We start from the raw sequence: 25173 nt of genomic DNA, 5'->3' as shown, positions 1-25173 counted from the left end.
CCCTTCCCGACGGATGGGACTCATGGCCGCGCTCGGCGTCAGCCTCTTGATCAACACGGCCTAGGGCTCAGCCCCGTCGCGTTCGCGCATCAGTTCGCTTGACCACCGATGGTCTACCCGAGCTGGTGGGCAAGAATCACAGCCTGCACGCGGTCGCGGACGCCGAGCTTGGCGAAGATTCGGTTGATATGCGTCTTCACCGTTGCGGGTGAGAGATGCAGTGCCTGGCTGATCTCGCCGTTGGAGAGGCCGAGCGCGATCGCGTTGAAAACGTCGCGTTCTCGGGGGGACAGAACCGAGAGGCCCTGTCCGCCCGGGACGGGCTGGTCGCGGCCGGTGTAGGCGTCGATGAGCTGCCGTGTGATGCGGGGCGTCACGATGGCATCGCCTCGAGCGACGACGCGTACGGCGTCCACGAGTTCTTGGTGTGTCGCAGTTTTGACGAGGAACGCACTCGCCCCCGCGCGGAGTGCCCCGAAGGCGTACTCGTCCAAGTCGAACGTCGTGAGTACGATCACGCGGCTCCGCAGCCCGCCGTCGACAATTGCGCAGGTGACGTGGATACCGTCTTGACGCGCTGTGGGTGACGGAACGCCGCACCCGACTGTCGGCCGGCTATCTCGACCGGCGGTTCGCGGAGCTGCGGGACGAGGCCGGCTTGTCAAAGGCCCTGACTCTGCACAGCCTCCGGCATTCGTACGTGACGCACCTGCTCGAGTTCGGCTACGCCGACCGATTCGTCCAGGAGCAGGTCGGGCACATGCATGCTTCGACGACCTCGATCTACGCCTCCGTCAGCTCGGACTTCAAGAACCGGGTACTCGCGGACGCATTGAAGGCCCTCATCGAAGGAGAAGCAGATGACCGTTGAGCTCGAGACCGCATGGAGCCTCCGCAGCGTGATGGCCTCGCGCGTGATCTTCCAGACCTCCAAGCTGAAGCCGTTGCTCGAGGAGCGGGGCGTCGACCTGTCCCGGGAACAGGTGTACCGACTGGTGACGCAAGCACCGCAGCGGGTTCGCATCGACGTGCTCGCCGCGCTGTGCGACGCGTTGGAGTGCTCGCTCGACGACCTCGTGCAGGTCACCCGCCGGGAGGCTGCGGCCCCGGTCGCGGTGGGTGAAGAGGCGACGCGGGGTGCGATCGGCGATCTGCGGCCCGTGCGGGCCACGATCCGTCGCCCGCGCTCGAAGTAGGCCGCGGTGGCGAAGCCTCCGCAGGAGCCCAGGGTTGCTGAGGTCGCCGGGCTCGTCCACGCGATCGCGCCGGAGATCCCGGTGGAGCGCCTTGTTGAGATCGTGGCTGAAGTCGCACCCGTGCCGCTCACCCAACGGCGTCTCGAACTCGCACTCCTCAAACAACCTGGAGTCCTCGAAGGGCGACACCGGAACGTACCGGTGACGGTGCAGGATCTGGCCCACGCTCTCGTGAACGAGGGTGCCGGGCGGGTCGTCTTGCCTACATGCGATTCCTGTGGACGTGCCGTTCGGATGCCTCACAAGACGCAGACCGGCGGTCACCACTGCTCGCGCTGTGAACGGAATGCCCGATCGGTCGCGTGTGCCAGATGCGGACGAGTTCAGCCCGTGCAGCGCACCGTCGATGGGCAACGGTTCTGCCGGGACTGCTGGCGAGCCGATCCGCGGTCGTTCGGCGACTGCTCGCGATGCGGGCAGAACGCCACGATTATCGTCCGTCGCCCCGCGCTCGTCTGTCTCGCGTGCTACACCGCGCCGGTCAAGATGTGCGAGCTCTGCGGGGAGCCGGGCCGCGTAGCGACGCACCTGGACGGCCGACGGGTCTGCGCCCGCTGCTACTACGCGATGCGACGCCCCCAGCCGTGCCCGGAGTGCGGGCGGAAGGTGTTCCTCACTGGCTTCATGAATGGGCACAAGGTCTGCGCCGAGTGCGCAGGAGCTCCCGTGACGATGGCATGCCCGGGATGCGGGACGATCGAAGAGGTGCGCAAGCACCGGCTATGCGTAGAGTGCCGGCGACCTATCGCCATCCAGCAACTGCTTGCTGACGACAGCGGAGAGATCCGCCCCGAGCTGCACCCGCTCGCGGAGTATCTGGTGACGCACCACGGCAGTGCGATCTCCCTCGAGCGGTGGCTGTACAAGAGCCGCTGTGCGGTCGTCCTCCGTGAGCTCGCCGATGGCACGCTGCCCCTCACCGCGGACGCGATCATGACCAGAGCGCACGCCGGCCAGTCCGTGGCATTCCTGCTCTCGCTCCTCATCCGCTCAGGCGTGCTGCCCGATTTCGACATCCAAGCGGCGAGGTTCGAGCACTGGTTCCAACGGTGGCTTCCGACCGTCCCCCATCCCGAGGACCGGCTCCTCCTACGGCGGTACTGCACCTGGGAGCTGCTGCCGTCGGGCAGATCACTCAGGGGCAGACCAGCTACGGCCGTCCGATCCGGCTCCACCTATCAGAAGGTGCGTGCGGCGCTGAAGCGGTGCGCGGCCCTCCTGCAGCAGATCCGCGCGAGCGGCGAAACGCTGACGACATACCCGCAGCGATCTCTCGACGGCTTCCTCACCGGTTCGCCCTCACAACGGGATGCCCTCGCGCCGTTCACCCGGTGGCTGCGACGGCACCGCCTGAGCCGCCTCCGGGTCGAGTTCCGCAGCCATCGCCTCGAAGGGCGCGACTACGCCGCCGACCATCGGTGGACGATGGCACGCGCGTTCATCACGCGAGACGACATGGATCCCGTGACGCGAGTCAGCGGATTGCTCGTCCTGTTCTACGGGCTCCACCTGACCCGCATCGCAGCGATCACCCGCGCACAAGTCGATACGACCGCGCGCCCCATGACGCTGACGGTCGGAACTGAACCGATCGAGCTGCCCGAAGTCCTCGCCGAAGCAATGGTCCAGCTGCTCGACGGCAACCGCTCCGACACTTGGCTCTTCCCGGGCAGGAACCCGGGCCGACCGATCACCCCCGGGCCGCTCAGCCGTCGACTCCGTCAAGAAGGACTCCTCGCCGGCAGCGCTCGTGTCACCGCGCTGATGGACCTCACCCGACAACTGCATCCTCGAATCGTGTCCGACCTGCTCGGCATCACGGCGTCATCAGCTGCCGCCTGGGCACGCCTCTCCGGGGGCGAATGGTCCGACTATCCCGCGCTGCGCTCAACCTCGACCTGAGCACCAATGGCCTCCCGCTACGCTTGCGCCTCCAGTGGGACTGCCTGAATTATCGGACAGACCCCCGGGCTTGGCTACAGATAGCGGCAGACCTGATCCGAGCTGCACGTGTCGGGCTCGACGTGCTCGGCCTGGTCGCGGAGCCCGGCGAGGGTGTCGCGCAGGTCGTGGAGCTGCCTGAGCTGCTGGTCGATATCGGTGAGGCGTGCGTCGAGGAGGTCGCGGACGTGGCTGCAGGGCGCTTGGCCGTGGTCGCGGATGTGGAGGATCTGCTGGATCTGGGCGAGGGTGAGTCCAGCGGCTTGGCCGCGGTGGATGAAGTCGATTCGGGCGATGGTCTCGGCGGTGTAGTTGCGGTAGCCGCTGGGCGTGCGCCCGGCCGGCGGCAGGAGCCCCTGGTCCTCGTAGAACCGCAACGTCTTCGCCGTGGTGCCGGCCGCGTCGGCGAGCTCTCCGATCCGCATTCCCCGCCCCCCTTTTCGCTGGTCGCAAATTTCGTGCTTGACCTTCCCCTGTGGTGGAAGGTTCATGATGAGTGTATCAGCGGGATGTTCCAAGATGTCCAGGGAGGAATAAGGATGCCATCGAGGTTTGATCTGGCCGTGATTGGGTCGGGTGGCGCGGCATTCGCCGCGGCGATCCGCGCCACCACACTGGGAAAGTCGGTGGTGATGATCGAGCGCGGCACGTTGGGCGGCACGTGCGTGAACACGGGGTGCGTTCCGTCCAAGGCGCTGCTCGCGGCCGCCGAGGCCCGCCACGTGGCCGCGGATGCAGGCTCCCGGTTCCCGGGGATCGCCGCCACCGCTGGCCCGGTAGACATGCACGGGCTGGTGGGTGGCAAGCAGGACCTGGTCGAGGCGATGCGGAGTGAGAAGTACATCGACGTGGCAGAAGCCTACGGCTGGCCGGTCCGCCAGGGCGAGGCGGCGTTCGCCGGCACGCCGGATGCGTCGGTCCTCGAGGTCACCGCCGCGGACGGCACCGTCGAAACCATCGAGGCCGCCCACTACCTCATCGCCACAGGCTCCCGCCCGTGGGCTCCTGCCATCGAGGGGCTGGACGGCGTCGACTTTCTCACCTCGACGTCGGCGATGGAGCTGTCCGAGGTGCCTGACTCGCTGCTGGTGCTCGGCGGGGGCTATGTGGCGCTGGAGATGGCACAGTTGTTCGCCCGGCTCGGCTCGAAGGTGACTCTGCTGGTGAGGTCCCGGCTGGCGTCGAAGGAGGAGCCGGAAGTCTCCAAGGCGTTGCAGGAAATCTTCGCCGACGAGGGCATCCGAGTGGTCCGCCGCGCCATCCCCACCCGCGTCACCCGCGACCCGGGCACCGGCCAGATCGTCGCCGCGGCCGAGGTCTCGGGCGGCGTGCAGGAGTTCCGTGCCGACGAGATCCTCGTCGCGCTCGGCCGCGCCCCGGTCACCGACGGGCTCAACCTCGAGACCGTGCAAGTGAAGACCGGCGCGGCCGGAGAGGTCGTGGTCACCGACCAGTTGCAGTCCTCCAACCCTCGCGTCTGGGCGGCTGGGGATGTCACCGGGCACCCCGAGTTCGTCTACGTCGCAGCCCGGCACGGCACGTTGGTCGCCGAGAACGCCTTCACTGACGCCAGCACGTCGGTCGACTACACGCGGATGCCGCGGGTCACATTCACGAGCCCTGCCGTCGGCGCGGTCGGGATGACCGAGAAGGAGGTCATCGCGGCCGGGATCCGCTGCGACTGCCGTGTCCTGCCACTGGAGTACGTGCCCCGCGCGCTGGTGAACCGGGACACCCGCGGGTTCATCAAGATGGTCGCCAACGCGGACACCGGCGAGATCCTCGGCCTGACCGCGGTCGCCAAGGACGCCGGCGAACTCGCCGCCGCAGGTGTCCACATCCTCGGCAAGACCATCACCGAGGTCGCCGACGCGTGGGCCCCGTACCTGACCACGGCCGAAGGCATCCGGATCGTAGCCAAGGCCTTCACCACCGATGTGTCGATGCTGTCCTGCTGCGCCTGACCGCGCGCCAGACAGCGGATCCACCCCATCAGAAACTGGAGCCTCGCCCGCTCCTCGATCGGCCCGCCCGGGTCGAATCGATCTCCCCGGCCAGCGGCGACACGATCCGCGTCACCGTCGACTCGACCGCCGGTGTCACTAGCGTGGAACCGGCGACCGCGGTGGTGTCCTTGGTCAGCCCCGAGGCCATGCACTCGATTCGCTCCTCGTTCTGCAACCAGGTCCACTACTTCGCTTCCCGCGAGGACGCCGCCGGATGGCTCACGGAACACCCGATGGCCCAAATCCTCACGGTCGCCGATGCCTTCGAGGTTGGCAGCACCCTGATCACCGAGATGCTCGAGCGCCCCCGGACCGGTGCCGACGAACTGTCTGGAAGCTGCTGCGGTCCCGAGACCTGCTGCTGAGACGGCACCACGAGAGGACAGAACACCAATGCCTCCCAACCAGGACGACCAGCGAGGCGGCCGTGGCCTGCTCCTTGGGGCCGTCGCCGCACTGCTCGTGGTCGGCTGCTGCGCCCTCCTTCCACTTCTCGTCGTCGGAGGCACGATCACAGGGATCGGCACCCTCCTCCGCAACCCGTGGGTGATCACGGGCGGTGCCGCACTCCTGATCCTCGCGGTGGTTGCAAGCATCGTGATGACAGCGCGTGCCAGGCGACACCGCCGCGAAAACGACCCCGACTGCTGCCCGCCCCTTCGCCCGACCATAACGAAGACAGACCCGAGGCGAAGGGAAACCGGAACCAAATGATCATGGCCATTAGACCCCGGCATACGGCCCGCCCGATAGGCCCCTAGCCAGCAGGCAAGTCGCCGATCAACGCGCGCGAACTCTGATGTGAAATCTAAAGGTCATCCGCATGGTCCCGGATCAAGCCGTCACGCGGCGGCGACGTCCTGCGCGGTCACGTGCTTGCCTTCCGCGTCGACGCGGCGCGCAGGCCGTTGAGGATCACGATCACCTCGGCGATCTCGTGCACCAGCACCACCGCCGCAAGCCCCAGGACGCCAAAGAGGGCGAGCGGGAGCAGGGCGGTGATGATCAGCAGCGACAGGATGATGTTCTGGTTGATGATGTGCCGCCCCCGACGGGCATGGGCGAACGCGCGCGGGAGAAGCCGCAGATCGTGACCGGTGAAGGCCACGTCGGCCGACTCGATCGCGGCGTCGGAGCCCGTCGCGCCCATCGCGATCCCGATGTCCGCGGCGGCCAGCGCAGGGGCGTCGTTGATGCCGTCGCCGATCATCGCGACCGGCCCCTTCGCACCGAGCTCTGCGATCGCGGCGGCCTTGTCTTCGGGGCGCAGCTCGGCGCGGACGTCATCGATCCCTGCATGCGCAGCGAGGGCGCGGGCGGTGCGGGCGTTGTCGCCGGTGAGCATGGTCACCCCGATGCCCTGGGTCGCGAGGGTGCGGACCACTTCAGGGACCTCGGGGCGCAGCTCGTCGCGGACGCCGATCGCGGCGACCGGGACGCCGCCGCGGTGGACGATCACGACTGTCATGCCCTGCTCCTCCAGCCCCGCGACCCGGTCGCCGAGGGTCCCGGCGTCGAGCCAGCGCGGGCTGCCGACGGTGATCCGCGCGCCGGCGAGCTCGCCCTCGATGCCGTGCCCGGCCTGCTCGGTCACGCCCTCCGCCGCAGGGGCATCCGGCGCTGCGGCGGTGATCGCGGCGGCGAGGGGGTGGGTGCTGTGCTGCTCCAGAGCGGCCGCCCACGCCAGCGCCTCCGCCTCGCTCACACCGTCCACGGTGAGGACGGCGGTGACGGCGGGCTCGTTGCGGGTGAGGGTGCCGGTCTTGTCGACGGCGACGTGGCGGATCACGCCGAACCGCTCGAACGCGGCACCGGACTTGATGATCACGCCGAACTTGCTCGCCGAGCCGATCGCCGCGACCACGGTCAGCGGCACGGAGATCGCCAGTGCGCAGGGCGATGCCGCGACCAGCACGACCAGGGCGCGGGTGATCCACAGCTCCGGGTCGCCGAGCAGCGAGCCGATGATCGCGACCAGGGCGGCGAGGATCAGCACGCCCGGGACGAGAGGGCGGGCGATGCGGTCGGCGAGGCGGGCGCGGTCGCCCTTCTCCGCCTGAGCCTTCTCCACGAGGTCGACGATCGTGGTCAGTGAGTTGTCGGTGCCTGCCGCGGTCGTTTCGACCTCCAGTGCCCCGGCGGTGTTGATTGCGCCGGCGGAGACGGCATCGCCGGGTTCGACCTCGACCGGGATCGACTCCCCGGTGATCGCGGACGTGTCCAGGCTGGAACGTCCCGTGCGGACGACGCCGTCGGTCGCGATCCGCTCACCCGGCCGCACCAACATCAGCTGCCCGACAGCCAGATCCTTCGCGGCGACCTCGACCGAGACGCCGTCGCGGCGGATGGTGGCGGTCTCCGGGACGAGCTTGAGCAGTGCCCGCAGCCCGCCGCGGGCACGGTCCATCGCCTTGTCCTCCAGCGCCTCGGCGATCGAGTACAGGAATGCCAGCGCTGCGGCCTCCTCGACGTAGCCGAGGATCACCGCGCCGACCGCGCTGATGGTCATCAGCAGCCCGATGCCGAGCTTGCCCTTGAAGAGGTTCCGGATCGCGCCCGGCGTGAACGTCGACGCGCCCAGCAGCAGGCCGATCCAGAACAGCACCAGCGCAGGGATCTCCATCCCGGACCACTCCAGCGCCAGACCGGTGAGGAACGCCACACCGGAGAAGACCGGGACCATGATCCCGCGGTCCCGCCACCAGGGGCGCTCCGCCTCCTCGGCCTCTTCGCCGACTGCGGTCTCAGGCTCGTCGTGCTCGCAGCCGCACGCCGCGCTCACGCGCCCGCTCCCGTCCCGCAGCAGCCCGGCACCGTGCACGAAGCGTCCATGCAGGGCGCGTGCTCGTCCACCGCGAGCGTCACGTCCACCAGCGCGGTCAGCGCCGCCGCGAGGTGCGGGTCCGCGATCTCGTAGCGCGTCTGCCGCCCTTCCGGCTCGGCGACCACGATGCCGCAGTTGCGCAGGCAGGTCAGGTGGTTCGAGACGTTCGAGCGGGTCAGCTCCAGCTCACGCGAGAGCACCGCCGGGTAGCTGGGGCCGTCGAGCAGGGTCATCAGTATCCGGGAGCGCGTCGGGTCCGCCATGGCCCGGCCGAGCCGGTTCATGACGTCGAGACGTGGAGCAATGGTCAGCATGCACTGATCATACAGTGTTGACTGAACTAATCCCAGGATGAATAGTGCACCCTGCGACATTCGGCCCTACCAGTAACCCCGCGGGCGCGCAGCAGCAGCCCGGCGTTTTCGAGCGCGCCGAGGACGCGGACGATGCTGGTGGTGTTGCAGGACACCACCCGGGTCAGGTCCCGGCCGAGCGCGGTGGCGTAGTTGGCCTGGGCGACGAAGGAGTGCCCGGTGGTCGAGTGCGCTTCCCCGCCCTGCACGATCACCTTTACTCCCGCCGCCTGGTAGCGGGGCAGGTTTCCGGCGGCGACGTGCTTGGGGGTCGTATCGACGATCACGTCGCTCTGCGCGAGGAGATCGTCGAGGGTTCCCTCGGGGCGGATGCCGGTGTCCACCATGCCGCTGTGCGCGTCGGGGGTGGCGGCGAATACGGGCAGCCGCGGGACGGCGGATTGTATTCGCCAGTCGGTGACGATGTCCGCGACGCCCACCAGGTGCATGTCGGGTTGGGCGTGGACGGCGTCGGCGACCCTCTTGCCGATCACTCCGTACCCGTTGACGCCGACTCTGATCCTGTCCATCTTCGTCTCCTTTCGTGGTGTTCTTGAGCCGTGCGCGGGTCAGGGGCGGGGTCGGCGGCGCCGCAGCGTCCACAGCAGATAGCTGCCGAGGGCGCCGATCGTGCCGGTCCCGGCGCCGATCAGGACGCCTTCCCGGGAGCGCCATTTCGTGTTCCCGCCGACGAGGGTGCCGATCCCGCTGATCAGCGCGGCGGCGATCATTCCCGCGACGACACGGTTGCCGACGCGTTCGGCGCGCCCGACGAGAGGTTCCAGCTCCGTCGCGCGCAGGTGCACCTCGAACCCGCCGTCTTCGAGGAGATGCCGGAGCCGGCTCAGGGTGGCGGGCAGCTCGGTGAGCAGTGCCCCGGTGTCGGCTCCCGCGCGCGCCCATCGCCGGGCCAGAGCCGGCAGGGACAGCTGGGCGCGGGTGAGCTGCTCAGCGTAGGGCTGCAGGGCGTCGAGCATCTGGAAGTCCGGATCCAGCCGCGCCGCGGTCCCTTCGGCCATCATCAGCACTTTGAACAGCAGCGCCGTCTCCTGCGGAAGGTGCAGCTGGTGCTGCTGCAGGATGCCGAGCAGCTGCTGGAGCATGATTGCGAGGCTGATCTCCGACAGCGAACGGCCCCGGTAGCGGGCCGTGAACGCGGTGATCGCCTGCCGCAGCCCTGCCCGGTCGACGACGTCGGCGGTCCGGGAGAGTTCTATCAGGGCGGTGGTGAGGGTGTCCGGGTCGTCGCGGGTGAAGGCGAGCACGATGCCGGCGAGGCCGTCCGTGGTCTGTTCGGTGAGCTCCCCGACCATCCCGAAGTCGATCAGCGCGAGCGCGCCGTCGGGCTGCACGAACATGTTCCCGGGATGGGGGTCGGCATGGAAGAACCGGTTGTCGAACACCATCGTGAGCACGATGTCGGCACCCAGCCGCGCGAGTGCGACCCGGTCGATGCCGGCGGCGTCCAGGCCCTCCAGGTCGTCGATCCGCACCCCGCTCATCCGCTCCAGGGTCAGCACGCGCGAGGTCGTGGTCTCCCCGTGCACGCGGGGAATCCGCACCCGCGCCGCGTGGGCGAACTCCTGCGCGAACCGTTCGGCGTTGCGGGCCTCCTGCAGGTAGTCCAGCTCGGCACGCAGCGTGCGGGAGAACTCCTCCACCAGCCCGGGCAGGTCGTACTGCCGGATGGCATCCCAGCGCCGGTCGGCGCGGTCGGCGAGGTTGCGGAGAATGTCCAGGTCTTCATGCACCTGCGCGACCACGCCGGGCCGGCGCACCTTCACGACGACCTCGGTGCCGTCGTGAAGAGTTGCCGCGTACGCCTGCCCGATGGACGCCGCCGCCAGCGGCACCGGGTCGAACTGGGCGAACACGTGCTCTGGGTCGGCGCCGAGCTCTTCACGGAGCACGTCCCGAATGCCCTCCCACGGTGCCGCGGCGACGTCGTCCTGCAGTTTGGCGAACTCGGCGACCCATGCCGCGGGGAGCAGATCGTGCCGGGTGGAGAGGATCTGGCCCAGTTTCACGAACGTCGGCCCGAGCTCCTCCAACGCGACCCGCACATGCTCGGGGTTCGTGTAGGGGTCCTCCTGCCGGGCGTGTCCGAGGGCGCCGCGGTGGAACGGCACCAAGCCGCCCAGGCCCAGCACGCCGGCCAGGACGCCGAGTCCGTGCCGGCGCAGCACGGCCCCGATCTGCCGGTACCGGCTACTCCCCGCGCCCATCAGCTCACGCCCCTCTCGGCTGGAGTGCCGGCCGATGCTCGTTCGAGGATGAAGTCGACGCGCGCGTCGGGGGCGAGTGCGGGGACGGTGACGACGGGAAAGCCCAGCTCCTGGTACACCAGCCCGAGCAGGTCGTGGATGCGCCGCTGCGCGGCGGGGTCCTCGGTGCGCGCGTAGTCGGACGCCAGCGGGAGCAGGTCAAGCAGGAACACCGTCGCGTACCGGGCGCCGGCCAGCGCGCCCAGCAGGGCGGTGCCGGGGGCGAGGCCGAGGAAGCGGTAGTAGGCGAGCGAGTCCGGCAGAGCACGGTCCAGGAACACGGTCTGTTGCGGGTCGAGGGAGCGTTCCTGCTCGATCTGCATGTCGACGACGGCGCGCTGGAACTCGCTCTGCCGTGCCCGCACCTCCGCGGTGCTGCGCCCGGTGATCCGTTGCAGGTCGATGTAGTGGCGGGCGTGCTCGATTGTGGTCGTGTACCCGCGGCCCCGCAGCAGGTTGACCGTGGTGGTCTTGCCCGAGCTGGGACCGCCCGTCACGACGTGCCAACGGGTGGTCTGTGCGGGCCGCGGCTCCTGGATGCCGGTCATGACCTCACCCTACACCCTGTACCCCTACAGGGTATGGTAGATTGTGGGTGGAGGTGCGAGATGGCACACGGGTATGTGGACAACAAGTCGGCGCTGCTGGCGCGGCTGAGCCGCGCGGAGGGTCAGGTGCGCGGGATCGCGCGGATGATCGACGAGGACGTGTACTGCATCGACGTGCTGACCCAGGTGTCGGCGGCGACGAAGGCGCTGGAGTCCGTCGCGCTGTCGCTGCTGGAAGACCACCTCGCGCATTGCGTCGCGCAGGCGACCGCCGAAGGCGGCCCGCTCGCGGAGGAGAAGCTCCGCGAGGCGAACGCCGCGATCGCGCGCCTCGTGCGCTCCTAACGTCGTCCCCACTCACATCGTTCAACGCTCTTGAAGGGAGCACATCATGACCGGACAGGGATTCCAGGACCTCGGCCTGCAGGCGACCAGCACCGGCGGTGGCTGCGCCTGTTGCAGCCCCACCTCCCACGCCACGGCAGCCACCGACACCGGCGCGCCGGCGCAGCAGACGGCGGCGGGTGAGACCGTGTCGGCGCAGTTCCTGGTGGAGGGGATGACCTGCGCGCACTGCGTGCGTAGCGTCACCGAGGAGGTCTCCGCGATCGACGGTGTCTCCGACGTCGCGGTCGATCTGCACGCCGGTGGCGTGTCCACGGTGACGGTGTCCAGCGCGACGCCGGTGGATGCGGAGCGGGTGCGGGCGGCGGTGGAGGAGGCCGGGTACAGCCTCGCCGCAGCCTCATGAGCACGCTGGACGTCGATCTCGACATCACCGGGATGACCTGCGCGTCGTGCGCGACGCGGGTCGAGCGGAAGCTGAACAAGCTGCCCGGGGTGGAGGCGACGGTCAACTTCGCCACCGAGAAGGCCCGCGTGCACTCGGAGGCCCCGGTGCCGGTGGAGGAGCTGATCGCGGCGGTCGAGCAGGCGGGGTACGGAGCGAGCCTCCCAGCCCCGCCTGTGCCCGACACGGCTGAGCAGACCATCCCGCGGGACGATGAGCTGGCGTCGCTGCGGCAGCGGCTGATCGTCTCGGCGGTGCTGGCGGTGCCGGTCGCGGTGCTGTCGATGATCCCCGCCCTGCAGTTCACCTACTGGCAGTGGCTCACGCTCACCCTGGCCGCGCCGGTGGTGGTGTGGGGGGCGTGGCCGTTCCACCGCGCCGCGGCGATCAATGCCCGGCACGGGGCGGCGACGATGGACACTCTGATCAGCGTCGGGGTGCTGGCCGCGTTCGGCTGGTCGCTGTACGCGCTGTTCTTCGGCGGTGCGGGGATGCCGGGAATGCGGATGAGCGTCACCTTCGTCGGCACCCCGCAGGCCGGTGGCCACGAGGTGTACCTGGAGGTCGCCGCGCTGGTGACCGTGTTCATCCTCCTCGGCCGCTACCTCGAGGTTCGTGCCAAGCGGCAGTCCGGCGAGGCCCTGCGCGCCCTGCTGGAGCTCGGCGCCAAGGACGCAGTGATCCTCCGCGAAGGCACTGAGCAGCGCGTCCCCGTCGCACAGCTCGTTCCGGGTGATGTCGTGGTGGTGCGGCCGGGTGAGAAGATCCCCGCCGACGGCCTCGTCACCGAGGGAATGTCCGCGGTGGACGAGTCGATGCTGACCGGCGAGTCCGTGCCGGTCGAAGTCGCCCCCGGCTCCCGCGTGGTCGGCGCGACTGTGAACACCGGCGGGCGCCTGCTCGTGCAGATCACCCGCGTCGGCGCCGACACCGAGCTGGCCCGGATGGCGCGGCTGGTCGAGGAGGCGCAGACCGGCAAGGCCCAGGTGCAGCGCCTCGCCGACCGGGTGTCGGCCGTCTTCGTCCCCATCGTCATCGTCCTCGCCCTGGCCGCGTTCGCCGGGTGGCTGATCGCGGGGGCGCCCTTGGAGGTCGCCTTCACCGCCGCGGTGACCACCCTGATCATCGCCTGCCCGTGCGCGCTGGGGCTGGCGACGCCGACCGCTCTGCTGGTCGGCACCGGGCGAGGCGCGCAGCTGGGCATCCTCATCCGCGGACCCCAGGTGCTCGAGCAGACCCGCCGCATCGACACCGTCGTGCTGGACAAGACCGGCACCATCACCGCCGGCACCATGACCGTCACCGGCATCCACCCCGCTCCCGGCACCGATGAGGCGGAGCTGATCCGGTTCGCCGCGGCGCTCGAGCACGGCTCCGAGCACCCCATCGGCCGCGCCATCACCGCCGCAGCCGACGGCCCGACGGATGCCGTGGAGTCATTCGCCGCCGAGGCCGGTCAAGGCGTGCAGGGCATCGTCGACGGCCGCCTGGTCGCCGCCGGCCGCGCCTCCTGGATCACCACCCAATGGGCGCTCCCCATCCCCGCCGAGCTCGCCGCGACCATCGCGGCGGACGAGGCGGCGGGGGCGACGGTCACGGTGGTGGCGTGGGACGGGCAGGTGCGCGGGGCGATCAGCGTCGCCGACACCATCAAACCCACCAGCCGTGAGGCGGTCGCACGGCTCCGAGAGCTCGGGTTGACCCCGATCCTGCTCACCGGAGACAACCCCGGCGCCGCCCGCGCGATCGCCAACCAGGCCGGGATCGAGGACGTCCGCGCCGGGGTCACCCCGCAGGGCAAGCTCGACACCATCCGCGACCTGCAGGCCGCGGGCCGGGTGGTCGCGATGGTCGGCGACGGCGTCAACGACGCCGCAGCCCTCGCCGCCGCCGACCTCGGGATCGCGATGGGCACCGGCACCGACGCGGCCATCACCGCCGCGGACCTGACCATCGTCTCCGGCGACCTCGTGCTGGTCCCGGACGCGATCCGGCTGGCCCGCCGCACCCTGGGCACGATCAAGGGGAACCTGTTCTGGGCGTTCGCCTACAACGTCGCCGCCCTCCCGGTCGCGATGCTCGCCCTGCTCAACCCCATCCTCGCGGGAGCTGCGATGGCGTTCAGCAGCGTGTTCGTCGTCACCAACAGCCTCCGACTGCGCCGCTTTCACCCCCTGCCCACCCCAACCCGTGCCGGCGCCCCCGCCACCCGAGAGCCCGCGCCCGTCCAGGCCTAACCATCGCTCGAGAAGGAGACACACCATGTCCCACGACCACGACCACTCCGGGCACGACCACACGCACGGGCACGACCATGGAGGACACGAGCATGGTGCGCACGAGCATCACCATCACGAGCCGCCGGCGGGGGCGACGAACCTGGTGACCTGTCCGGTGATGCCCGGCAACCAGGTCGACCCGGCCTGGGCCGAGCAGCGCGGCCTGTTCCGCGACTACCAGGGCAGCCGGTACTGGTTCTGCTGCGCCGAGTGCGGGCCGCTGTTCGACGCCGACCCGGCCCGCTACGCGCACGCCGCCTGACCGGCCAGATAACCCGGTCGGAGATAGAGGGTGGACACGGCGGTCGGGCTGGTGCAGGCGTACCTGCGGGTCAACGGCTACTTCACCGTCGCCGAATACCCCGTGCTGGACGCCACCGGTCCCGGCGGTCCCCGCACCATCACCGACCTGGACATCCTCGCCGTACGGCTGCACCGCGCACCGGGAGCGTCCGGGACCGTCGACGCACCGCTGGACCCGGCCCTGGGCGCCGGGGGCGGAGCGGACATGATCCTCGGCGAGGTCAAGGAAGGCCGCCCGCACCCCAACCCGGCGATGCGGGACCCGGCCGTGCTGGAAGCCGCGTTCACCCGGTTCGGGTGCTGCGCCCCGACCGATGCCGCCCGGCTGGTCGCCGAACTGCTGGAAACGGGACGGACGGTGGCGCCGGAAGGGCACACGATCCGCACGGTCGTGTTCGGCAACCCCACCTCCCCGCCCGGGGCGGGGGCGCCGTGGCACACCGTCCCGTTCGCCCGGGTGCTGCGCTACCTCGAAGACCACCTGAGCGCGCACTGGGGCATCCTCGGCCGCACCCAGATCAAGGACGACACCCTCGCCCTGCTGGCCCTGCGGGAGAAGGCCCACCGCGCCGCGACCGGCGCCTCCCGCCAGGGCACGGACCGGTAGGGCGGGTCATGGCGGGGGAGCGTGTGCACACGCAGGGGGAGCCGGTGTGGGTGCGCACCCGTGGCGGGCGCGCCCTTTATGCGATGGTGCTGCCGGGTCCCGCCGGGGCCCCCGGGGTGCCGACGGTGGTGTTCGAGGCGGGATCGGCGGCGACCCGCTCCACCTGGGCGTCGGTGCAGACCCGGGTCGCCGCGTTCACGCGGGCCGTGGTGTATGACCGGGCAGGGCTGGGTCGGTCCGTCCCGGATAGTGCAGGGCACACCCTGGACCGGATGGCCGACGACCTGAACGATCTGCTGGACGGCCTCGAGCCGAGCAGCGGGTTCGTGCAGGTGGGGCATTCCGCGGGCGGCCCGATGGTGCTGGTGGATCCGACCGACGAGGCAGCGACCCAGCAGTTCGGTGTGCCGTTCCGGGTCGGGGAGAAGATCGTGATCGCCGTGGAGTGGGTGCTGGCACGGGTGGGGTTGCTGGAGCGGTTCTTCCGGTTCCTCGGGGAGGGGATGCCCGAGGATGTGCGGGCGGATCTTCACCGGGAGGCGTGCCGGCCCGCGGTGGTGGTCACCCAGGGTCGGCAGGCGCGCACGTTCCTCACCGAGCTGCACGCCTGGCGCGGCGACCCGCCGGTGCTGCCCGATGTCCCGGTCACCGTCATCTCCGGCAGTCTCGCGGACGGGATGCCGCGACGGGTCCGGGATGCCGCGACCGCCGCCGGGCGGTATCGGGCCGCACAGTCCCGGCAGGGCCGGCACGTGGTCGCTGCCCGCTCCGGCCACTACATCCCCGCCACAGAATCGGACCTGATCGCTGCGGAGATCCGCCGCCTCGTCCTCCCGCCCGTCGGATAGCCCCGGGTTGTCTGGCGGGCATGCATGGTCAGGCCACGGCAGGGGGGCGTCGCCGCCGGGCGATCGCACCGGTGAGGGCGAGACCACCCAGCCCACCCCACAGGGTGACAGTGGAAACGCCTTGCCCGATGAGGACGGCGGGGGTGAGCCCGGCGCGCAGGTCGGTGTCGGCGATCATCGCCCCGGCCTGTCCGGCGGGCAGACCGGTGAGGGTGCTGCCGTCGGGGCGGATGATCTGGCTGGTGCCGACGGTGGAGACGTTCACCACAGTGCGGCCGGTCTCCACCGCGCGGATCCGGGCGACCGCGAGCTGCTGCAGGTTCTCGTCCGTGCCGCGGAAGTCGGCATTGTTGGTCTGGAACACCAGCAGCTCCGCACCGGCGGTGACGCTCTCGGCGATGACCTCGTCGTAGATCACGTCGAAGCAGATCGCCAACCCCACCGGCACGCCGCCGACGGTGACCAGCGGCACGTCCGTGCCGTGCGCGTAGTCGCGTTGCAGCAGCCCGACCAGGTCGGGAGCGAGCAGGGTGTAGAACGCCCGGTCGGGCACGTACTCGCCGAACGGCACCGGGTGGCGTTTCGCGTGCGTCTGCACCTGCTCCCGTCGTGGTGTGGCACCGGCGGTGGCCGGGTCCCACAGGAACGACGTGTTGTAGATGTTGCCACCCGACGTGGTGGCCGCGTTCGCCAGCAGCGGGGCCCCTGCCCGGGTGCTGATGCCGGTGAGATACTCCGCCAGCCACGGGGTCTGGAACGGGTCAGCATCCAGCCCTTCCGGCCACACCACCACATCCACATCCGCGTCGAGCACCGGGCCGGTCGCGTCCCCCTGCGCCCGGGCGATCGCCCCCACGGTGCGCTGGTCGAAGTACCCGGACGGGCCGTTGCCTTGCACCGCCCCGACCCGCATCGTCCCGGCCGGTGTCGTGGGAAACGCCGGGACCAAAACCAGCATCAGGGCGGTGACGGCGGGTACGGCGGCGGGGAACGGGCGACGCCACAGGCCGGTCCGGATCGTTTCGATCGCGGCGGCGACGGTGAAGACCATCAGGAAGGTGAGCCCGCTCACCCCGACCCAGGACACCGTCTGCACGAGGGGGCTGTCGGCTTGGGTGATCCCGAGCCGCGCCCACGGCAGCCCACCGTACGGCCAGGCGCCCAGCAGCACCTCCCGGCCCGTCCACAACGCGGCCACCAGGCCCGGCAGCAGGAGCAGGCGTCCGACCGGGCCGGGGGCGGCGCGCGGCACCCACCGGTAGGCGAGTGCCAGCGGGATGATCCCGACCGCGGTCAGGGTCCCTTCCACCACGGTCAGTGCCGCCCACGGCACCGGCCCGAGATACCGGGTCGTCCAGGACACCAGCAGCCCGAAGAACAGCAACCCGAACACCGCCCCGACCGCCACCGCCCCCCACACGCTCCGGCCGATCAGGGCGAGAAGCAGCAGCCCGGTTGCGGCGAACGCGGCCGGCCAGAATCCCACATCCGGGTAGGCGAGATCCATCAGCACCGCCGCGGCCGCCGCGACCGGCAACGCCACCGCCAACGGCATCACCGCCCGGGCGCGGCGGTTCGGCGGGGTGGGTTGGGGGTGTCCGTGCGGGTCCTGGAGGGGCGTCGGGGTGGCGGTCATGGCCGGTCCGCGATGGTCCGGGCGATCACGGCGGCGTCCCGGGACACCCCGGCGAGGGTGTCCGCTCCGGGGCGGCTGTGGGCGGGGATCCCGGCGACGAACAAGCCCGGCAGCCCGGTCATCGCCGGGCGGGACCGGGCTGCGGTCGCCTCGGCGGGGAGCCAGTCGTCGCCGGGGTCGTACCCGGTGGCGAGGATCACCGAGTCCGGGGCGAGGGTGCTGCCATCGGCGAACGTGACCTGCCCGCCGTCCGCGCCGGTCACCGCCGGGGCGACCGCCACACCCGCGTGACGCAGCGCATGGTAGCTGTCGCCGAACACCGGCTGCACGGCGGGTGGGCGGCCCAGCCAGGACGAGCCTGCCCGGGCGTGGACGGGGAAGGTACGGGCGGGTCGGTGCGGCAGTCGGGTGCGGACCGCGAGGGTGATCTCGTGGGAGGCGGACAGCTCTCGCGCCAGCTGCACCCCGCTGTCGCCGCCGCCGACGATCAGCACCCGCCCGGTGGGCACCTGCCGGGGGAACTGGTAGTGGGCGCTGTGCAGCACCACCCCGGGCACCCGCAGCTCTGACGCCCACGCGGGGATGCGGGGGTGGGTGGCGGCGCCGGTCGCGCACACCACGTTGCGGGTCTGCACGTCGCCCTCCGCGGTCTGCAGCTGCAGCACCGACCCGTGATCGCGGCGTTCCACCCCGACCACACGCAACCCCCAGAACGGGTCCACCCCCAGGGTGTGCTGCACCTGGTCCAGGTAGTTCGCGATCTCATCGGCCCGGGGATGCTCGTGCGGGTCCAGCGGCAGCGGCCGGAGCGGAAGCGTGCTGTGGCGGGCGTCGGACAGCAGCCGCATCGAATGCCACCGGGACGCCCAACTGCGTTGCCGGTCCGTGGCGGCGTCGACGACCACGAACTCCTGCTGCGGCCGGAACCCCAACCCGATCAGCGCGGCGGCCACCGCGAGCCCGGCCTGCCCGGCCCCGACGATGATCGCCCGCCGATGCGTCAACCCCGACCGCATCACCACCCCCTCCCCGCACAAGAGGGCCGGGGCGGGAACGGACGGAGGATGATCGCGCCGGCGCCGCGGCGGGACGGGGCCGGACGGGGCCGAGCGGGGCCGGGTGGGCGGCGGTGACCGGCCGCAGCCGTCGGCACCGGACCGGCGACGGGGGCCGCCGTGATACGGGTCGTCAAGACATTCTCCAAACCTAGAAATCGGCATCACACAGCGCCCGCACACGGGCGGGCGGGAAGACGCCGCCCATGGGTGGGCGGCATGCCGGATCTCAGGTTCGGGAAATCGACAACAGCAGCAGTGAGGGCGCGGCCGGACGCCGCGACACGGGCACCGGCACCAGCAGCGGCGCGCGCACCGGACGGGATACCCGCAGTATCCGCAGCCGGCCCTGGAGCCGGGAAGCCGTCACGGCCGCCAGTACCAGCAGCGTGCACACCACCCCGATCAGGCACCCCCACGCCCCGGACGCATCGACGGACACCCCCGCAGAGGACGACGCCGTCCGGCCCTCCACCGGTGCCCCCGAGTCTGGGGTAGAGCCGGTCGCGACGGGGGAGCCCGCACTGGTGTCGGCGTGCGCGTCAGCCGTGGTGTGGGAGGTGGTCCAGCCGCCGATGATGAGCACAAGTGCCAGGCCCAGGATGGTCAGCAGCCGCCCCGACCACCACCCCGCCGCGATGACCCGGTCGGGCCGGGATCGGGGGTCGCGGGGCATAGTCCCTCACTGTACCAATCCGACCTTTGCGTCTCCCGGATCCCGCCCGGCCGCAGGCCCTCCACGCCTTCGCCGACAGAGCAGCCACATCGCGTCCACCGGCACGTCGTTCTCGATTATCGGCGCGAACGACGTCCGTCTCCTGAGCGGAAGGATCAGTGCCCTCGGGGTGCCGTGGTGTCGGTGAAGGCGGGCAGCAGGATCGCCGTGACGCCGTCGGGGTCGAGTCTGCCGGTGCGGACTTCTTCGGCGGCGCCGTTGAGGACGGCACGGGTCGCTGAACTCCGCCGCGATCGTCTCGGCTGCGTCAGGTTCGCCCCACCGGGCACGTGCACCCGTCGGCACCCGAGGCGCCGCCGATTGAAAAGAATACCCATAGGGGGTATAAGGTGTGGGGGAGTCGTGTGCGAGGGAGAGGCGGGCGAGGATGATTCAACCGATCGACTATTTCCTGGTCGCCTGGTTCGTGCTGGTCGCGATCAGCACGATCTGGGTCGGGGTGGACCAGTTCCGTCACAACCCGGAGCCGGCGGTGATGAAGTGGGGCTTCATCCTGGTCACCCTCTACCTGGGGCCGATCGGGGCGCTGCTGTATGTGCTCGCGGACAAGGAGCCACGGCCGGGAGAGCATGAGGAGTTCACCCGGCCGCTGTGGAAGCAGGGCATCGGCTCGACCATTCACTGCGTCGCGGGCGATGCCACCGGCATCATCGTCGCCGCCGTCGTCGTCGCGTCGCTGGGCCTGCCCATGTGGCTGGATCTGATCATCGAGTACGCCGCCGGGTTCGCGTTCGGGTTGTTCGTGTTCCAGGCCCTGTTCATGAAGAACATGATGGGCGGCAGCTACTGGCAGAACGTGCGCCGCTCGTTCCTGCCCGAGTTCATCAGCATGAACCTGATGATGGCGGGCATGGCGCCGGTGATGTCGCTGCTGATGATGGGCCGCGACATGCGGGCCATGCTGCCCACCGAGCTGCTGTTCTGGGCAGTGATGAGCTTCGGGATCGCCGTCGGGTTCGTGCTCGCCTACCCCGTGAACGTGTGGATGGTGAAGAAGGGCCTTAAACACGGCCTGATGACCGTCCGCCCCCAGCCCGCCACCCACCCCCAGGAGCACGACGCGCACGCGCAGCACAACCCGCAGCCGCCGGAGGCGCACGCCGGCCACGACCAGGCGGCGGGCGGCGCGACGTCGCCGGGGCCGGGGCATGAGGCACACCAGCCTTCCGGCGCCGGCCGGGTGACCGTGCCGCAGCTGACCGTGGTCGGCGCGTTCTCCGCGATCGCGCTCGTAGTCGGGATGGTCGCCCCCGCGAACGCCGTCAACATGACTCTTAGCGCGCACGACGTCGGTGGGCTGATCATGCCGCCCGGGATGATCATGACCCGTGACACCCCCGCCGAGGCGATGCGGGACATGGCTGCCGTCGACCCGCGGGCCGCGACCGCCGCGTACGACGTGGACACCCGCGGTGATGAGGTGCTGGAACCTGCCCGCATCGAGGACGGGGTGAAGGTTTTCGAGCTGACCGTGTCGCAGATCCGCTGGGAGATCCTCCCCGGCGTCACCGTCGACGCGTACGCGTACAACGGGCAGATCCCGGGGCCTCGGCTGCAGGTCACGCAGGGCGACCGGATCCGCATCGACGTCACCAACGAGCTCGACGAGTCCACGACCGTGCACTGGCACGGCCTGGACGTGCCCAACGAGATGGACGGGCCCGCCGGGATCACCCAGGATCCCATCCAGCCCGGCGACACCTACCGGTACGAGTACACGGTGAAGCAGTGGGGCACGTTCTTCTACCACTCCCACGATCACGCCGACCGGCAACAGGCCCTCGGCCTGTACGGGGCGCTGATCATTGAACCCTCCGACCCCGGCCTGCAGCCGCCCGCCGATCACGAGTACACGATCCAGCTGCAGGAGTGGCTATCCCGGGAGGGACTGACCTATCCGGCGATGCCGATGGAAGGGGGCATGCCGAACTACTTCACCATCAACGGGAAGGCGTACCCGGCCACCGAGACCATCGACATGAAGGTGGGCGAGACCCTCCGGGTGCGCTTCATCGGCTCGAACACCAACGACATCCACCCGATGCACATCCACGGCGGCCCGTTCACCGTCGTCGCCCGCGACGGGGCGGCCCTCACCACGGCGCAGCAGTTCCAGGCCGACACGATCAACGTCGGGCCGGGACAACGCTACGACGTGCTCTGGAACGCGCTCGAGCCCGGCCAGTGGCTCATCCACTGCCACATCAACCACCACACCACCAACAACAACGTCGAAACCGACGGCGCCGGCGGCCTGACCATGATCATCAACGTCACCGAATAACCCCACGGGCCGAAGAAGCCCACCGTCATCGCCGTTGCCGCGTCGAGTCACGTCCGCGCCCTCCGGCAGCACAGCAGGCCGATGCCAGGGGTGCCCAGCTCATCGTGCCCGACCGTTTCGGTTGCCGGGGGCCGAGATCGCCCGCCCGCCCGCAACGGGGCGCGGTGACCTCGCCGTGGTCAGGCGGTGGAGGGAGGGAGGACGCGTCGGCGGCGGGCGACGGTGACGGCCGCGGCGACCGTGAGCGCCGCCGAGACGGCGAGGAGCACGGCGCCGAGGAGGATCTGCCCCGGTGGCGGGGTGGCGGCGGTGACGGGCTGGTAGAGGTTGCGCCGCTGGCTCTGCGGGCCGGTGAGTTGCTGACCGACCGGCACCCACACCTCGAGGGTGCGTTCGCCGGTGGCGAACTGGGCGTACACGAACCACAGCCCCGGTGACGGCAGCGCCAGTTCCCCGGTGAAGGTGCCGGGAGGCGGGGTGCCGGGTTGCGCGCGCAGCGGCGCGGTGAGGTCCTCTCCGGCGCGGCGGGCGACCAACCGGGTCGGGGTGAGGTCGGTGTCGTCGGTGAGGCGGATGCCGGTGATGGTGACGGTCAGCTGCCCGGTGCCGTCGCCGGTGACGGTCATCTGTGCGGTGCCGTAGGCGGTGCCCTGGCCGGGGTCGTGCGCCTGCGCGGGTGGGGGCGGGGCGAGGGCGACCAGCAGAAGGGTGAGGGCCGCGGCCGCGGCCCCGGATCGGAGTCGAGTCCCCGGCCGCACGGTGAGGGCGATCATGCTGACGATGATCACCGTGGTGGTGCCGACGGCGGACCAGGCGACGGGGGTGGGTGGGGCTGCTGATCCCGGTCCCGGAGGCCAGCAGTTGCAGGGTGGTCACGGCGAGGGCGGCCACCGGCCACCGCCACAGGGGGACGGGCAGGGCCAGCAGGAAGGGCCCGGCCACCGCGACCGGCAGGTCGGGGGCGAGCCACCCCGCGCTGGTGAGCAGCACCCACAGCACCACCCGGAACACCAGGTACACGGCGACGACGAGGACAAGGCGGGTGCGGCCGGGGACCAGGGTGGTGATCACCCATGCCGCGCCGAGCGTGGTCGCCAGCAGCAGCGGCAGGTACAGGGTCTCGGTGAACTGGGGCACGTCGGTGTCGTATTCCATCACGATGATCAGCGCCGCCCCCAGCACGCCTGCGGCCAGGGCGATCCGCGGCGGGGCGGGCACGTGCCGGTCGGTGCCGGTGAGCAGGCCGATCAGCACGCACAGGGTGCCGATCACCGACAGCAGGTGCGGGGGCGACCAGAGCACCGCGTCACGCCCGAACGCGGTGTGCCAGAACGCGTCGGCGGGCGCGGCCGCCGCGGTCGCGACCGCCGCAGCGACCGCGAGGGCGAACCCGGGAGTGCGGAACACGGCGGCCACGGATCGTGTCGCGGCCAGCCGCCGCCACCCCCAGCCGGCGATCACGACCCCGACGGTGAGGATCGACGCATACAGCAGCAGGTGCGGAGGGATGAAGGTGCTGTCCCGGCCGAGGGTGGTGTGCCAGGAGTCGTCCCAATACGCCGACCCAACCCCGGCGGCCGCGGCCGCTGCGGCGACCCAGACGCCCCCTGCCCCCAGCGCCGGGGAACCGCGGGCCGGGTCCGGCTCGGACGGGATGGGGGCGCGGTCACGGCTGCCGTGTGGTCGCATGGTCTGTCCTTTCTGTGATGCGGCAGGGAGCCGGTCCGGCCCTGGCGGCTAACGCCATGGCCCCGCTCCCGGCGGCAGCGGGGTGTTAGAGGTGTGTTAGAGGGGGAGCACGGTGGCTCCGATGAGGTTCTGGATGCTGGAGGTGAGGAGTGTCCAGGCTCCGCTGATCATCGCGATGCCGGTGGCGATCATGAGGACCCCGCCGGTGATGTTGATGGTGCGGATGTGGCGGCGCAGGAACGTGATGCTTCCGGTGGCCCAGTTCAGGCCGGCGGCGGCGGCGATGAAGGGCAACCCCAGGCCCAGGCAGTAGGTGACGGCGAGGAGGGCGCCGCGGGCGGGGTTGCCGGTGGTGAGGCTGAGGGCGGAGATCGCGGCGAGGGTGGGGCCCAGGCACGGGGTCCAGCCGAGCCCGAACGCGATGCCGAGCAGGGGAGCTCCGGCCAGCCCGCTGGGTGGGTGGATGGCGGGTTTCGCGGTGCGTTGGAAGAGCCGGAACACGCCGAGGAACACGAGCCCCATCAGCAGGACCACGATCCCGAGGATGCGGGTGAGGAGATCTTGCCAGCGGATGAGCCAGGCCCCCAGGGCGCCGAACGCGGCCCCGTAGCCGATGAACAGGACGGAGAAGCCGAGGGTGAACAGTCCGGTCCCGGCCAGCGCCCGCCACCGGGAGACCCCCGCGGTGGTGGTGGTGCCGGTGAGGTAGCCGAGGTAGCCGGGCACGAGGGGGAGCACGCAGGGGGAGGCGAAGGACACCAGCCCGGCGAGGAGGGCGAGGGGGAGGGCGGCCCAGATGCTGCCGGCGGTGATGATCTCCCCCATCAGGGGCTCGTCTCGGCGAGGACGGTGTCGATGAGGGCGGCGAGGGTGGTGCGGGTAGGCAGTTGCCCGATGATGCGGGCGGCCATCCGGCCGGTGCGGTCCAGGACGATTGTGGTGGGCACGGCGCCGGGGGCGGCTTTCCCGGCGAACGCGGCTTGCACCGTGCCGGTGGTGGCGTCCAGGATCGACGGGTAGGTGATGCCGAACTGGTTCTCGAACGCGGCGGCGGTGTCGGCGCTGTCGCGCACGTTGACGCCGATGAACACGACACCGTCGGGCTGGTAGGTCTGGGCGAGGGCTTCCAGGTCGGGCGCTTCGGCACGGCAGGGCGGGCAGGCGGCGTACCAGAAGTTCACCACAACGACCGAACCCGCCCACGCGGTGGAATCCGCCTGCTCCCCGGTGTCGGTGGTGCCGGTGAAGGTGACCGGGTCGTCGCGCTGGTCGGCGGGGATCTCCCGCACGGTCTCGTCCGCGGACAGATACCCCGGGGACGGGGAGGAGGACAACAGGCCGGGCGTCTGGGCGGTGCACCCGGCCAGGAGCAGGACGAGCACGCCGAACACGGCGACCGCGGCGGCGGTGACCGTGCGGCGGGGTGGGCGTGTCAGGGCGGTGGGGGTGCGCATGCGGGATCACTCCGGTCGGTCAGGTGTTCGTGCTCTTGCTGGTGGGGCGGCGGCGGCCGGCGAGGATGGCGCCGGTGATCAGCAGCAGCGCCCCGGTCGGGTACCCGGCGACCAGGTCGAGCCAGCCGGAGGGCTGGCCGGGGCCGAACACTTCCAGGTGCGCGAGCCAGTGGATGATCGCGACGATCGCGCCGGCGGCCATCAGGGCCTGGCCGACCCGGACGAGCAGTCGGTGTCGCCGCCAGGCGCGTTGTGGGTCCTCAGCTGGGGCGGGTCGGGGGGTGGTGCGGGTCATGAGCG

Annotated in this window: 27 protein-coding genes; 12 read left to right on the top strand and 15 right to left on the bottom strand. The window is 70.8% G+C overall.

The features are described 5' to 3' along the window. Positions 1-113: 113 nt before the first annotated feature. Positions 114-518 (bottom strand): response regulator transcription factor, encoded by a 405-nt coding sequence (locus tag AS96_RS15430; protein ID WP_051498749.1) that lies wholly within the window; start codon positions 516-518, stop codon positions 114-116. A 65-nt stretch (positions 519-583) separates the two neighbouring features. On the opposite strand from AS96_RS15430, the gene AS96_RS15425 reads away from it, so the two are divergent. The 3 genes from AS96_RS15425 (at position 584) to AS96_RS04520 (ending at position 3158) form a co-directional block, all read left to right on the top strand. Then, positions 584-871 (top strand): tyrosine-type recombinase/integrase, encoded by a 288-nt coding sequence (locus AS96_RS15425; RefSeq protein ID WP_051498748.1) that lies wholly within the window; start codon positions 584-586, stop codon positions 869-871. Continuing rightward, positions 861-1196 carry a helix-turn-helix domain-containing protein gene (locus tag AS96_RS04525; protein ID WP_036286096.1) on the top strand — a complete coding sequence of 112 codons (336 nt, stop codon included), beginning with the start codon at positions 861-863 and terminating at the stop codon, positions 1194-1196. Before AS96_RS15425 ends, AS96_RS04525 begins: the two co-directional genes overlap by 11 nt. 732 nt (positions 1197-1928) lie before the next feature. Beyond that, positions 1929-3158 (top strand): hypothetical protein, encoded by a 1230-nt coding sequence (locus AS96_RS04520; RefSeq protein WP_223849007.1) that lies wholly within the window; start codon positions 1929-1931, stop codon positions 3156-3158. Positions 3159-3232: 74 nt separating this feature from the next. Here the strand turns inward: AS96_RS04520 and AS96_RS04515 are convergent, their stop codons facing one another. Next, a complete protein-coding gene (locus AS96_RS04515; RefSeq protein ID WP_017828519.1) occupies positions 3233-3622 on the bottom strand; it encodes a heavy metal-responsive transcriptional regulator in 390 nt (129 codons plus the stop codon). Positions 3623-3736: 114 nt separating this feature from the next. Here AS96_RS04515 and merA point away from each other — a divergent pair, with 114 nt between their 5' ends. Next, the gene (gene merA, locus AS96_RS04510) at positions 3737-5161 is read left to right on the top strand and encodes a mercury(II) reductase (protein ID WP_036286088.1); all 1425 of its coding nucleotides are present in this window, start codon (positions 3737-3739) and stop codon (positions 5159-5161) included. Beyond that, entirely contained in the window at positions 5071-5568 is a 498-nt protein-coding gene (merB, locus tag AS96_RS04505) for an organomercurial lyase (RefSeq protein WP_025104814.1), read from the top strand. Before merA ends, merB begins: the two co-directional genes overlap by 91 nt. A gap of 503 nt (positions 5569-6071) precedes the next feature. On the opposite strand, the gene AS96_RS04500 is transcribed toward merB, so the two are convergent. Genes AS96_RS04500 through AS96_RS04480 form a run of 5 tightly spaced genes read right to left on the bottom strand, consistent with a single transcriptional unit; the run spans position 6072 to position 11192 of the window. Further along, a complete protein-coding gene (locus AS96_RS04500) occupies positions 6072-7985 on the bottom strand; it encodes a heavy metal translocating P-type ATPase (RefSeq protein WP_174524677.1) in 1914 nt (637 codons plus the stop codon). Continuing rightward, entirely contained in the window at positions 7982-8341 is a 360-nt protein-coding gene (gene cmtR, locus AS96_RS04495) for a Cd(II)/Pb(II)-sensing metalloregulatory transcriptional regulator CmtR (RefSeq protein WP_036286083.1), read from the bottom strand. Before cmtR ends, AS96_RS04500 begins: the two co-directional genes overlap by 4 nt. A gap of 26 nt (positions 8342-8367) precedes the next feature. Then, positions 8368-8910, bottom strand: coding sequence for a type II glyceraldehyde-3-phosphate dehydrogenase (locus AS96_RS04490; RefSeq protein ID WP_081767967.1), 543 nt, complete (start codon positions 8908-8910; stop codon positions 8368-8370). Positions 8911-8949: 39 nt separating this feature from the next. Further along, the gene (locus AS96_RS04485; RefSeq protein ID WP_036286080.1) at positions 8950-10605 is read right to left on the bottom strand and encodes an ABC1 kinase family protein; all 1656 of its coding nucleotides are present in this window, start codon (positions 10603-10605) and stop codon (positions 8950-8952) included. Then, positions 10605-11192 (bottom strand): AAA family ATPase, encoded by a 588-nt coding sequence (locus AS96_RS04480; protein WP_036286077.1) that lies wholly within the window; start codon positions 11190-11192, stop codon positions 10605-10607. The genes AS96_RS04485 and AS96_RS04480 overlap by 1 nt, the downstream gene beginning before the upstream one ends. Positions 11193-11252: 60 nt before the next feature. Here AS96_RS04480 and AS96_RS04475 point away from each other — a divergent pair, with 60 nt between their 5' ends. From AS96_RS04475 to AS96_RS04450, 6 genes are read left to right on the top strand one after another with little or no spacing between them, the layout of a single operon-like run. Then, a complete protein-coding gene (locus AS96_RS04475) occupies positions 11253-11537 on the top strand; it encodes a metal-sensitive transcriptional regulator (RefSeq protein ID WP_036286075.1) in 285 nt (94 codons plus the stop codon). A 46-nt stretch (positions 11538-11583) separates the two neighbouring features. Next, on the top strand, positions 11584-11943 hold the full coding sequence (locus AS96_RS04470) for a heavy-metal-associated domain-containing protein (RefSeq protein ID WP_051498747.1): 360 nt from the start codon (positions 11584-11586) through the stop codon (positions 11941-11943). Beyond that, the gene (locus AS96_RS04465; protein WP_036286073.1) at positions 11940-14219 is read left to right on the top strand and encodes a heavy metal translocating P-type ATPase; all 2280 of its coding nucleotides are present in this window, start codon (positions 11940-11942) and stop codon (positions 14217-14219) included. Before AS96_RS04470 ends, AS96_RS04465 begins: the two co-directional genes overlap by 4 nt. 25 nt (positions 14220-14244) lie before the next feature. Beyond that, complete coding sequence (locus AS96_RS04460; RefSeq protein WP_005049577.1) at positions 14245-14523, top strand: YHS domain-containing protein; 279 nt, start codon at positions 14245-14247, stop codon at positions 14521-14523. A 30-nt stretch (positions 14524-14553) separates the two neighbouring features. After that, positions 14554-15171 carry a hypothetical protein gene (locus AS96_RS04455; protein WP_036286071.1) on the top strand — a complete coding sequence of 206 codons (618 nt, stop codon included), beginning with the start codon at positions 14554-14556 and terminating at the stop codon, positions 15169-15171. Between the two features lie 8 nt (positions 15172-15179). After that, on the top strand, positions 15180-16019 hold the full coding sequence (locus AS96_RS04450) for an alpha/beta fold hydrolase (RefSeq protein WP_036286069.1): 840 nt from the start codon (positions 15180-15182) through the stop codon (positions 16017-16019). Between the two features lie 28 nt (positions 16020-16047). On the opposite strand, the gene lnt is transcribed toward AS96_RS04450, so the two are convergent. The 4 genes from lnt to AS96_RS15615 all read right to left on the bottom strand — a co-directional run bounded on the left by lnt (position 16048) and on the right by AS96_RS15615 (position 19721). Then, positions 16048-17655 (bottom strand): apolipoprotein N-acyltransferase, encoded by a 1608-nt coding sequence (lnt, locus tag AS96_RS04445; RefSeq protein ID WP_155947522.1) that lies wholly within the window; start codon positions 17653-17655, stop codon positions 16048-16050. Next, positions 17652-18671, bottom strand: a complete 1020-nt coding sequence (locus tag AS96_RS04440; protein WP_036286065.1) for a flavin-containing monooxygenase — start codon at positions 18669-18671, stop codon at positions 17652-17654. Before AS96_RS04440 ends, lnt begins: the two co-directional genes overlap by 4 nt. 268 nt (positions 18672-18939) lie before the next feature. Beyond that, positions 18940-19386, bottom strand: coding sequence for a hypothetical protein (locus AS96_RS04435; protein WP_036286063.1), 447 nt, complete (start codon positions 19384-19386; stop codon positions 18940-18942). Between the two features lie 155 nt (positions 19387-19541). Then, positions 19542-19721 carry a hypothetical protein gene (locus AS96_RS15615; protein ID WP_036286061.1) on the bottom strand — a complete coding sequence of 60 codons (180 nt, stop codon included), beginning with the start codon at positions 19719-19721 and terminating at the stop codon, positions 19542-19544. Positions 19722-19813: 92 nt separating this feature from the next. Between AS96_RS15615 and AS96_RS04425 the strand changes: the two genes are divergently transcribed. Further along, on the top strand, positions 19814-21730 hold the full coding sequence (locus AS96_RS04425) for a DUF4396 domain-containing protein (RefSeq protein WP_036286059.1): 1917 nt from the start codon (positions 19814-19816) through the stop codon (positions 21728-21730). A gap of 179 nt (positions 21731-21909) precedes the next feature. Here the strand turns inward: AS96_RS04425 and AS96_RS04420 are convergent, their stop codons facing one another. From AS96_RS04420 to AS96_RS04400, 4 genes are all read right to left on the bottom strand, one after another. After that, on the bottom strand, positions 21910-22503 hold the full coding sequence (locus tag AS96_RS04420; RefSeq protein WP_155947521.1) for a hypothetical protein: 594 nt from the start codon (positions 22501-22503) through the stop codon (positions 21910-21912). A gap of 1012 nt (positions 22504-23515) precedes the next feature. Further along, positions 23516-24244, bottom strand: a complete 729-nt coding sequence (locus AS96_RS04410; protein WP_005049586.1) for a cytochrome c biogenesis CcdA family protein — start codon at positions 24242-24244, stop codon at positions 23516-23518. Then, entirely contained in the window at positions 24244-24873 is a 630-nt protein-coding gene (locus AS96_RS04405; RefSeq protein ID WP_036286053.1) for a TlpA family protein disulfide reductase, read from the bottom strand. Before AS96_RS04405 ends, AS96_RS04410 begins: the two co-directional genes overlap by 1 nt. Before the next feature lie 19 nt (positions 24874-24892). Next, on the bottom strand, positions 24893-25168 hold the full coding sequence (locus AS96_RS04400) for a hypothetical protein (RefSeq protein WP_005049588.1): 276 nt from the start codon (positions 25166-25168) through the stop codon (positions 24893-24895). Positions 25169-25173: the final 5 nt, after the last annotated feature.

Origin of the sequence: Microbacterium sp. MRS-1, from assembly GCF_000585455.1 — a bacterium.
In the GTDB taxonomy this organism is placed as follows: Bacteria; Actinomycetota; Actinomycetes; order Actinomycetales; family Microbacteriaceae; genus Microbacterium; species Microbacterium laevaniformans.
Note: the sequence above shows the minus strand (reverse complement) of the source record. Positions and strands in the feature narration are given on the sequence as shown.

Coding starts and splice junctions, on each gene's coding strand:
- AS96_RS04525 (WP_036286096.1), top strand. CDS start 861: ATGACCGTTGAGCTCGAGACCGCATGGAGCCTCCGCAGCGTGATGGCC.
- AS96_RS04520 (WP_223849007.1), top strand. CDS start 1,929: ATGGCATGCCCGGGATGCGGGACGATCGAAGAGGTGCGCAAGCACCGG.
- AS96_RS04515 (WP_017828519.1), bottom strand. CDS start 3,622: ATGCGGATCGGAGAGCTCGCCGACGCGGCCGGCACCACGGCGAAGACG.
- merA (WP_036286088.1), top strand. CDS start 3,737: ATGCCATCGAGGTTTGATCTGGCCGTGATTGGGTCGGGTGGCGCGGCA.
- cmtR (WP_036286083.1), bottom strand. CDS start 8,341: ATGCTGACCATTGCTCCACGTCTCGACGTCATGAACCGGCTCGGCCGG.
- AS96_RS04490 (WP_081767967.1), bottom strand. CDS start 8,910: ATGGACAGGATCAGAGTCGGCGTCAACGGGTACGGAGTGATCGGCAAG.
- AS96_RS04485 (WP_036286080.1), bottom strand. CDS start 10,605: ATGGGCGCGGGGAGTAGCCGGTACCGGCAGATCGGGGCCGTGCTGCGC.
- AS96_RS04480 (WP_036286077.1), bottom strand. CDS start 11,192: ATGACCGGCATCCAGGAGCCGCGGCCCGCACAGACCACCCGTTGGCAC.
- AS96_RS04475 (WP_036286075.1), top strand. CDS start 11,253: ATGGCACACGGGTATGTGGACAACAAGTCGGCGCTGCTGGCGCGGCTG.
- AS96_RS04470 (WP_051498747.1), top strand. CDS start 11,584: ATGACCGGACAGGGATTCCAGGACCTCGGCCTGCAGGCGACCAGCACC.
- AS96_RS04465 (WP_036286073.1), top strand. CDS start 11,940: ATGAGCACGCTGGACGTCGATCTCGACATCACCGGGATGACCTGCGCG.
- AS96_RS04460 (WP_005049577.1), top strand. CDS start 14,245: ATGTCCCACGACCACGACCACTCCGGGCACGACCACACGCACGGGCAC.
- AS96_RS04450 (WP_036286069.1), top strand. CDS start 15,180: ATGGCGGGGGAGCGTGTGCACACGCAGGGGGAGCCGGTGTGGGTGCGC.
- lnt (WP_155947522.1), bottom strand. CDS start 17,655: ATGACCGCCACCCCGACGCCCCTCCAGGACCCGCACGGACACCCCCAA.
- AS96_RS04440 (WP_036286065.1), bottom strand. CDS start 18,671: ATGCGGTCGGGGTTGACGCATCGGCGGGCGATCATCGTCGGGGCCGGG.
- AS96_RS04435 (WP_036286063.1), bottom strand. CDS start 19,386: ATGCCCCGCGACCCCCGATCCCGGCCCGACCGGGTCATCGCGGCGGGG.
- AS96_RS04425 (WP_036286059.1), top strand. CDS start 19,814: ATGATTCAACCGATCGACTATTTCCTGGTCGCCTGGTTCGTGCTGGTC.
- AS96_RS04420 (WP_155947521.1), bottom strand. CDS start 22,503: ATGATCGCCCTCACCGTGCGGCCGGGGACTCGACTCCGATCCGGGGCC.
- AS96_RS04410 (WP_005049586.1), bottom strand. CDS start 24,244: ATGGGGGAGATCATCACCGCCGGCAGCATCTGGGCCGCCCTCCCCCTC.
- AS96_RS04405 (WP_036286053.1), bottom strand. CDS start 24,873: ATGCGCACCCCCACCGCCCTGACACGCCCACCCCGCCGCACGGTCACC.
- AS96_RS04400 (WP_005049588.1), bottom strand. CDS start 25,168: ATGACCCGCACCACCCCCCGACCCGCCCCAGCTGAGGACCCACAACGC.